The sequence below is a fragment of the Mesorhizobium sp. M0664 genome, from assembly GCF_040320565.1.
Classification (GTDB): Bacteria; Pseudomonadota; Alphaproteobacteria; order Rhizobiales; family Rhizobiaceae; genus Mesorhizobium.
In genome coordinates this window covers 1-9416 of the sequence record NZ_JAMYPW010000088.1, presented here as the reverse complement: position 1 = coordinate 9416, position 9416 = coordinate 1, and the positions used below count along the sequence as shown (strand labels likewise).

The following is a 9416-nucleotide window of genomic DNA, read 5'->3' as shown; positions in this document are numbered from 1 at the left end:
CGCCCGTCCCGACCGACAAGCCTCACCCGCAGTTTCTGCTCATCTTCTTCCATCACAAGGTGTCCACCTATTTTGGTGGACACCTTGTATGGGGATTTCGTTGTCAAGGGGCCTTCACTGATTTCGCGGTAAAGCGGTCAGGATAGCCATAACAGAACGGTTGGTCACTGCCTTGTGCATTGGTCCGCGAGCATCAAATTCGAGGGGAGCCTGCCTTTGGGCGCATCGCATTACGCCGCAACCTTGTATTCGGTGGGTCTGCAAAAGACCCGGACCATGAAGCAGTCATTGGCTTCAGCAGCAAGGCTCCGAGGCGGCGGGCCCATTCTCATGACGGCAAATAACGCCATGGTGTCCATCGGGACACCGCCACCTCGAATCGATACGCGCGGGCGTCATTACGGCGGTTGATCCGTCAGGCGCCCTGCAGTGTGTTCAGTTCATCGGGCGCAATGTGACGCCCATCGGGATTTCGCCGACGGTAACCAATCGCCAGAGCGCGATGAGTAACTTGCGTGCGAGCGCCACGATCATCGTCGTCTTGCGGGCGCCCTGTGCCGCTCGTGCCTGGAACCATTGCGTCAGTTCGCTATTCTTTTGGAATCTCAGGAAGCGCCAGGCCAATTGGATCAGCCCGCGTCGCACCCGGGCGTTGCCTGCCTTGGCCAACCCCTTTTCGCGTCGTTTAGATCCGCTCTCGTCGGGGGAGCCTGTCAGACCGGCGTAACGCGCCACCGCGCGCCGGTCTCTGAGGTTGCGGCTAAGCACCTCGTGGACCAGCATGTCGGCTGTCTCAATCCCGACACCAATCACGCGCGCCAATAGCACAACCATTGCATTATACCCCGACGCGGGCGCCTGCTCAAGCTGGGCAATTCTGGCTTTTTCAATCGTCGTGATCTGATCGCGCACCACCGCAAGCCGAGCCATGTCGCGCCGCATCTCTTCCAGCATATTCGGCGGAAGCGGCTGTCCTTCCGAAGTGCGCAGGTCCGGCAATTTCTTCGGCGCCCGGCGAAGCTCGGGCTTGAAGCCACGGATGCCGAGCCGAGCCAGCGCCCCTTTCATGCGATTGACTATCCGCGTTTTCTCGCTGACCAGGTTCTCCCGCTCGCGGCTCGGCCGCTTGGCATCCTCTTCCGCCAGTGATGGGATCGCCACCATGCGGCAGTGGCCACGCTCGCCACGTAGCCAACCCAGGAACACGCGCATCAGCATGGCCGTGTCTAGCCTGTCGGTTTTCGCCCGTCGGTGTTCACGGTTCACGGCGACGCTGGTTGAATGGATGACGTGAGCGTCTATGCCTCGCGTCTGCAGCCACCGGGCCAGCCAGAAGCCGTCTCGCCCAGCCTCGAAGGCCAGCGCGACCCGGTCTATCGGCATGCCCGCAGCCTCCGCCTCCGATCGCCAACGCGCGATCAAACCGAGCAATGCATTGGGATCGGCATCGAGTTTCTTGAGGGGGTGTCGCTGAACGCCGGGAAGCATTCCGGCCACCAGCCAGTTATTCTGACTCATTTCTACAACGACGAGCACAGTGCGAGCTTGATCCAATACAGTGATTGATCGGCTGAGATCGTCGACTTTGGACATGATAGTCTATCCTTCGGGTTGATCGTACGACGATGGTGCCACCTCGCCGCTCCCCCGCATAGCTTCTCATGCATCAGAGCACTCAACAGCAAAAGGTGCGGGGAAATTCGCGCTTACGATCAAGTCATCGGCGTAGCAGAATGATTGAATTTTGCGAATAGGAGCCGGAGATCGTGATCAGCTCGTTCTCCAGGGCTGGATGACGAAGTTGGAGACGGCCCAGCCATTCTGCGAATGCATGTTGGGGCCGCAGGGGGTCGAGACGCTGCGTCGGACCAATATTTCCCGCTCTCGTTGCGTCCGATCGCCTTTGTCCCGTTTGCCATCAAAGAGGGTCTCCTTCAGCGCAGCAATCTGCTCATTGGACGAGTTCACCCGAGGGGCTGTTTATCCGGAAGGAGTGCCTACAAAGGGATAGTTGTGCCGCTGCCGGTGAAGGGTCACGATAAGGCAGAGCCTTCCTCGTCGACCGATGCTCGCCAGGTCGGGACGGGCTGGCCACCATTGAAAGTGAAAGCCACACGCCATGGCCGTGGATACAAAATTCAATTCCGACCCCGTCACTCCCTCGTCACAGGCGGCCCACCGCAGGGAGTTGAAGGCCGCCCTGCTTGTCTTCGGGCTTTCCGGGGTCGCCGCCCTGGGAGGGGCCGCGGCCAAAAACTTAGCGGCAATAAAAAACTTAGCGGCAATAGAGGTTGTTTCCAGAGCCGTGGCACAGGTCAAGGATGTCTCCGGAGCCGTGATGCAGAAGGTCGAGGATGTCTCCGGAGCCGTGGCACAGACGGTTGAGGATGCCTCCGGAGCCGTGGCACAGACGGTTGAGGATGCCTCCGGAGTCGTGGTGCGGAACGTTGAGGACGTCTCTAAAACCGTGGAGCGTAAGGTCCAGGATGTCTCCGAAACCTTGGTGCGGAACGTCGAGGACGTCTCCGAAACCGTGCTGCAGAAGGTTGAGTATGTCTCCGGAGCCGCGGTGCAGAAGGTGTCTGCTGCCATCGATAACTGGCAAGAACAACCGGTCCACGCCACTGCCGAACCCTCCCGCGCGCTCGTGTCGGGACCGGATGCGTCGACGGTGGCGTCGGTCGAACGGAGCGCAGTCCCTGCGGTCCCCAATGCCGAGCCCCCCAAAACCCTCAGCACAGGACCGGATGCATCGGCCACGGCGTCGGTCGAGCGGACCGTCGTCCCTGCCGTCCCCACCAGTGCCGAGAGCCGGAAAACCCTCAGCAAGGCGCCAGGCGTGGCAACCAGAGCCCTGTTCGGCGTCGGCGACCGCCTCAAGGTCGTGTTCTACGAGCGCGTCGAAATCGAGGAAGATAAGTGGGGGGGCGCGTCCTCGGCCTTGCACGGCATCCTGCAGCGTCCGGAACTGAGCGGCGAATATATTGTCCAAGAGGACGGGACGATTTCCGTGCCCTTGCTTGGCTCCATTCCGGTCGCCAATCGGTCGACGCAACAGGTGCAAGCCGACCTAGTGGAAACCTTTAATCAATTGCTGGGGCGCAAGGGGCTGGTCAATATCCTGCCGTTGGAACGCCCGCCAATTTACGTGCTGGGGCCGGTGAAGAATCCAGGCTCGTTCAAGTACGCGGCCGGCATGACGATCCTCCACGCGATCGCGCTGGCCGGCGGACTCAACCGGGCCGAGAGCGAGCCGTGGCAGAAGATCGAAGCTGTGCGTGAGACCGAGAAGCGGAGCGGGGCGATTGATGCCATGTTGAAATTGCTCGCGCGAACGGCGGTGCTGAAGGCCGAGCGCGACGGTACGGCACCCACTATCCCGCGCCAGTTGCTGGAGTTGGCCGGCGCGACCGAAGCTGCCAACCTCATCAACGAGCAGAGCGACCGGCGCAGGGCCCTCGCCACGGCCCGCAAGGACCGTGAGCGCGCGACCGTGCGTGCGCTGGAGGCGGCCAAGCAGGATGTTGTCGCTTATGGGCGCATGGAGTCGCTCAACGAACTGGTCAAACTGCGCCAGGAGCGCGTAAACAGCATGCGCACTCTCGTGGACCGCAAAGTTCTCAGCAAGACGGTGATGGATCAGATCCAGAGTGAGTTGTCCGACGCGGAACAGCGTCGGCGGGACGCCCTCAACCAGTACTCGAGCGTCAAGCAGCGCCTCGCTTCGCTGGAGTCTGAGGTGTTGCGAATCCGCGCCGACCTCAGGAACGATCTGGAGGTCGAGATCGAGACCACGGAGAGCCAGATCGCGGCCAATGTGCGCGAGTTGAACGTCAGCGAAGGTGTCCTGTACACGTTGCCGGTGACCCGCGCCCAGTTTGCGAAGGACGTGAACAGCGTAACCTATCAAATCGTGCGGCAATCGACAGCCGGGCCGGTCAGTATCGAGTCCGTTGGGATGACCCTGTTGCAACCCGGCGACCTCATCAACATCATCGTGGGCGAAAGCGAGCCAAGAGAGCCGGCCGGTTCGCCAGTCCCGACCTCGTCGCTGGCCGGCGGGAGCTTGCCGGCCGCGTCCAATCCAAACGATGTCGAGCCTTGATGTCGAGCCTTCCCGCGTGATGGCGGAGAAGAGGATCGGTCCCAATTGATGCCCGGAAGGAGATTGGTTGAATGGATAAGCTCATCGGGACGAAACAGAAGGGGGATGCCCTCCACGGCCGGGGTGTTCTGCAATCGGAAGAAGAGTGGGAAGCGCGAAACCACCACCTCGCCGGCAGCCTGAGCCGCCTCATCGACGAACACGTCCACTTCTGCACCGGCAACGCGCTGGATGTCGGGTGCCAAAATGGGGAACTGACCGACCGCTACGCCGCCGCGACCGCGCTGAGCTGGCAGGGCATCGAACCGGATCTTGAGCGCCCGACGCGGTCCGAAGCCGGCCTGGAGATGCTCCCGGGCGTCGCCCACTCCCTGCCCTTCGTGAATGAAAGCTTTGACTGCGTCGCCCTGGCGAACGTTTTCGAGCACCTCAAGCCGGCCCTGCACGACGCAAGCATGACGGAGATCTACCGGGTGTTGGCTCCGGGCGGGATCCTGGTCGGGCAGATCCCCAATCCGTATTTCCCGATCGAATCCCACAGTCGCCTGCCGTTCTTTGGTTTCGTGCCCCGGAAGCTTCAGCCGATTTACTGGAGGCTGACACCGACGGGATGGGACTTCGAGAAGGCTCACTTCTTCATCATTACGATGCGGCATGTGAAGAAAGCCGCCGCCGCGGCAGGCTTCTCGACGGTGTTGGCCCGGGACTTCAACTATCGGGCAGACGCTATTCCCAAGGCCCTGCGCTGGGCCGCTCAGTTTCATAGTCGGCTGGGCATCATGCCTTGGGCATGGCAATTCGTCTTCCGGCGGCCGGAACACTAGATCGCGTTTATTCCGCCTCCGCTCAGGAGTTCGGAACTTGGCGTAGGCTAGCCCGCCGTGAGTAGTCAGGAATAGGGTCTTCACTTCCCACGCTGGCGATACGAAACTTCTCCAAATGGGACAACCCCCGAGTGCTTCATGGACGAACAGCAGCGCGCAGCGAGGATACTCCTGGCATTCCCGCCGCAATGCGCAAAGTTTCAGGAAGATGGCTGTACGTCAGGATCTCTCGATGTCTCAGCCATTGGTGCGGAACACTATCGTGTCGCTTCAGTAGAACAAGCCATGCGCGAGGATACAGTCATCGACGTTACAGTGGCGGCCTTGCCGGACATCGCGACACTCGAGACCGCTTGGAAAGAGCTCGAAGCGCGAGCAACTCACTCATTCTATCTGTCCTGGCTCTGGATCGGAACTTGGCTGCGGCATCTGCCGGGGGGCGCGCAACCACTTGTTCTGGTCGCTCGGACGCCAAGCAGGATCGTTGGGTTGGCGATTATTTGCCGGCGGAGGGCGTGGAGTTTCGGGCGGCATGCGCGGGCGCGTTGGCTGCTCAATGAAACCGGAGATGTTCGATTCGATCGATTGTTCATCGAGTACAACGATATTCTTGCGGAGCGATCCCTGGCCGATGCCACTCGGGTGGCATGCATCGAGGCCTTGACGCTTCACTTGCGCCGCTCTGATCAACTGGTGCTCTCCGGAATTGATCCGGACTTCGAGTTGGCCGCTTGTCGCACCGCAGGCAGGGCTGGGCTCCTTACCGAGGTGAGAGCGGACGATACGGCGCGGTGGATTGATTTTGCTGAAGTCCGCCAGAAAGGCGGGAATTTCCGCGCAACTTTGGGCCGCAATACTCGCCAAGCGGTGAGCCGGGCCATTCGGTTATATGCGGAGCGCGGCCCCATTGAGTGCCGGAATATGGAAACGACATCGGAGGCACTCGCCGCATTTGATTTGCTTGCCGACCTTCATCAGGCGCGTTGGGGACGCAAGGGATCCTTTGCCAATCCGAGCTTCCGTCGGTTTCACGAGGAGCTCATTAAGCGAGGAGTTTCCACGGGGTCCGTCCGCATCTCACGGACGTTGGCCGGGGACCAGACAATTGGGGTCTTGTACAATTTCGTGCATGACGGCCGTGTTCTTAACTATCAAAGCGGCTTTCTGTATGAGCGGGACGGCCGGCTCAAGCCCGGGCTTATCAGCCATGTTCTGGCTATTGAGGACAGTATCAGACGCGGGGAGTGCGGCTACGATTTTCTCGCAGGCTTCTCCGGGCACAAGTCCCACCTGGCCAATGCGGAGCATCCCATGAAGTGGATTGCAATAGGCAGAGACAGTCCAGAGCGCCGCATCGAGGCAAAGCTGCGCGGTGCCAAGCGGGTGCTAGCGATGATTGCTACGAAAATGAAAGAGGCTGCGGCTTGAAGCGCCGATTAAAGAACTCTGTACCAACGATGGCGGGCAGGTTCTTGGACAATCGGTAGGCGGTTTCGGCCCTTCGGCAGGCGAGGACCAACGGGAGGTGCGATTTGTCTAGATCATGCGACGTGATCGTTGTCGGTGCTGGCCCGTATGGACTGTCGCTAGCAGCGCACTTGCGCGGGCTGGGCGTTGATTACCGGATAATCGGCAGCCCGATGGAGAGCTGGAAGAGCAAGATGCCGAAAGGCATGCTACTCAAATCGGCTGGGTTCGCATCAAACCTTTCTGATCCCGAGCAGGCTTTTACTCTTAGGCAATTCTGCATCGAGCACGGCAGTCCCTACGACCATTTGGATCTCCCAATTCCGCTGGAGACGTTTTCCGCCTACGGGGTGGCGTTCCAAAGATGCTGCGTGCCGGATGTCGAAGACGAGGAACTCGTTTCCTTGATTCCGGCTCCAGAAGGATTCGATCTTCGCATGAAGAGCGGATTATCCTTCAGGACGCGCAAGGTGGTGATCGCAACAGGCCTGACCTATTTCCGCCATATCCCGGAGCTGTTCTCCGCTCTGCCCAGCGATAAGCTGTCGCATGCCGCTGATGTTCACGACCTCGAGAGATTCCAGGGGCAGCGTGTCGCGGTACTCGGAAGCGGAGCATCCGCAATAGATATAGCGGTGCTTTTGAACGAAGCGCGGGTAACCGTTCAGCTTATCTCGCGCAAGCCAGCCATCATTTACAGTGGCCGATGGGGGGGCTCGGGCTCGCACCCAGTGATACGCCGTCTGGCACGCCCCATTTCTGGAATTGGCCCGGGTTGGAAGCATCGATTGTGCGCAGACTTGCCTTGGCTATTCCGATATTTCCCCGAGTCCTATCGGCTTGAAATGGCAGAAACGTTTCCATCTCCGTCGGGAGGCGAGCCGATGAAACATCGGGCAGAAACTGTTCCTTTGCTTATGGGACGCTCCCCGCAGGAGGTGAGAACATCAGAGCACGGAGTACAAGTAAGATTGCTCTCCATAGACGGTAACACTCAAATCGTAGAGGCAGACCATGTAATCGCGGCGACCGGATACAAGGCCGACGTGCGTCGTTTTCCTTTCTTAAGCTCTGCAATTGTCGAACAGCTGCGTCTTGTCGGAAGAACTCCGAGGCTGTCCGCAAACTTCGAGTCGTCCATCCCGGGACTGTATTTCATCGGGCATGTGTCGACTGCCACGTTTGGACCAGTCATGCGTTTCGTCTTTGGCACCGACTTCACCTCTCGCACGATATCAAAGCAACTGGCGAGTCTGCGGCCTAGGCCGTGGCGAGAATCCCCTCGCACGAGTGCGGGGCAGCGCCGCCCCCCTGTGTCGACATCTTCAGCCCGGAAATACCTGTGAACACTCAACTTGAACCAACCGAGGGAAGCCACTCGCTAGGATTGGGGCTATCATGCTTGGTCAGGTGAGAAATCTGCGGCAGCACGCTCTAGCAGCCGGCGGCGCACCCACGCCCTTAGTATTAGGAGGAGGAATAAACGGCCTGTCCGCTGTACGCAGCTTGGCTCACGCGGGGCTTCGGCCGATTGTAATCGTTGACACAAAATATGATGTGGCAGCTATATCGCGATATGCCAGACGAGTTACCGTTGCCACATTTAACGACGAAGAGTTTGTAGAGGAATTAATTCGACTAGGAGAAGGAATGCCTCATGGAGGCATAATAATATTTGCCGATGACCGCCCACTATTGGCTGTGTCGCGGCACCGTGACCGTGTAGCTCCCTGGTTCGGCTTCCAACTCCCACTCCACGGATTGCTCGTCGACTTGACTCTGAAGGAACCGTTTTTTCGTCTGGCCCAGCGCGGTGGGTTTCCGGTGCCAAGAACTCTCTTGGTCCAAAACCAAAGTGACCTGAACGGCCTGCGTGACCTTCGGCCTCCATTTTGCGTGAAGCCAAACAGCCGTTCCCCGGCGTATGACGGCTCTTTTAAGAAGGCCTATCGCATCGGGACCCAAGCCGACGCTCGGTTGCTCTGCGAGCAAGTGTTGGGCGCGGTGGGGGAGGTGATTGTTCAGGAGTGGATCGAGGGGTCGAATGATTCCATCTACTTTTGCCTGTGCTACCTGCGCCCGGGTGCTTCGGTCGCCTTTACCGGCCGCAAGGGCCGTTCCTGGCCACCTCAAATCGGCCTCACCGCTAGTTGTTGGGCGGCGCCGGAAGTCGCCGAGGAACTGGAGGATCTTACAATCCGCTTTTTTCGATCAATCGGTTTGACAAACGGCTTCGCCAGCATGGAGTACAAGCGCGACCAGCGTGACGGCGGCTTTCGGTTTGTCGAGCCAACTGTTGGCCGTGTCGATGGGCAGGTGGAGATCTCGGCCCTCTGTGGCATCAATCTCTGTCATGTCGGCTATTGCGATGCCGCCGGGCAGCCATACCCACCCTTAGAGCTTGATCCGACCCACGTCTGGCGCGACGAATTCAGGGATTTCGTCTCGGCGCGGTTCCTTGGCGCCGGCTGCTACTATCCACCGCGTCACCGGATTCACAACGCCTACTGGCGCTGGGACGATCCAGGTCCGGCCCTGCTGGAGACAGCAAGAGGCGCGAAAGAAGCGCTGCGCCGCCTCATCCGCCGCCGCGCCAAAACAACACCCATTTCAATCTGCCGGAAAGAACAATCCGGGCTGAAGTGCTGACCGTCTGCGTGCCATCTGCCGCCGTGGAGTTGATGGGCCTGTCGGCCGCCACGGGCGTGACGCCGGTGTGCCACTCCACCCCTCCGGTGCCGCCAACCCTCAAACGGCCCGGCCGACCACCCAAGTAGTGGGCGGGAATGCCCCTTCAGCATCATAACCCGGCCTACTCTTATCCAGAAGAAGGCCCGCGACATCCTCGCCGCTACCTACACCCCACAGCGACACAGCCGGACAGGGACTCAGATCGCCAAATCAAAGACTTGCGTCCGGCGAACCCAGAAAGCTCCGTCTAGAGCACGTCCTGTTTAATCCGGTTCATATCCTGCGGCCTTAAAGTAGTTTGCGCATTCGGCTGGCGTGAACAGGTCGAG

Annotated in this window: 6 protein-coding genes; 5 read left to right on the top strand and 1 reads right to left on the bottom strand. The window is 59.8% G+C overall.

All coding sequences use genetic code 11. The annotated features are described in order from the left end of the window. Positions 1–435 precede the first annotated feature (435 nt). Positions 436–1593 carry an IS110 family RNA-guided transposase gene (locus NKI39_RS33785; protein ID WP_352837438.1) on the bottom strand — a complete coding sequence of 386 codons (1158 nt, stop codon included), beginning with the start codon at positions 1591–1593 and terminating at the stop codon, positions 436–438. 526 nt (positions 1594–2119) lie between these two features. Here NKI39_RS33785 and NKI39_RS33780 point away from each other — a divergent pair. The 5 genes from NKI39_RS33780 (at position 2120) to NKI39_RS33760 (ending at position 9045) form a co-directional block, all read left to right on the top strand. Further along, on the top strand, positions 2120–4105 hold the full coding sequence (locus NKI39_RS33780) for a polysaccharide biosynthesis/export family protein (protein ID WP_352837435.1): 1986 nt from the start codon (positions 2120–2122) through the stop codon (positions 4103–4105). 71 nt (positions 4106–4176) lie between these two features. Next, positions 4177–4929 (top strand): class I SAM-dependent methyltransferase, encoded by a 753-nt coding sequence (locus tag NKI39_RS33775; RefSeq protein ID WP_352837432.1) that lies wholly within the window; start codon positions 4177–4179, stop codon positions 4927–4929. A 138-nt stretch (positions 4930–5067) separates the two neighbouring features. Next, on the top strand, positions 5068–6357 hold the full coding sequence (locus NKI39_RS33770) for a GNAT family N-acetyltransferase (RefSeq protein ID WP_352837429.1): 1290 nt from the start codon (positions 5068–5070) through the stop codon (positions 6355–6357). Between the two features lie 122 nt (positions 6358–6479). Next, a complete protein-coding gene (locus NKI39_RS33765; RefSeq protein ID WP_352837426.1) occupies positions 6480–7742 on the top strand; it encodes an NAD(P)-binding domain-containing protein in 1263 nt (420 codons plus the stop codon). A 427-nt stretch (positions 7743–8169) separates the two neighbouring features. After that, positions 8170–9045 (top strand): hypothetical protein, encoded by an 876-nt coding sequence (locus NKI39_RS33760; RefSeq protein ID WP_352837423.1) that lies wholly within the window; start codon positions 8170–8172, stop codon positions 9043–9045. The last annotated feature ends 371 nt before the right edge of the window (positions 9046–9416 follow it).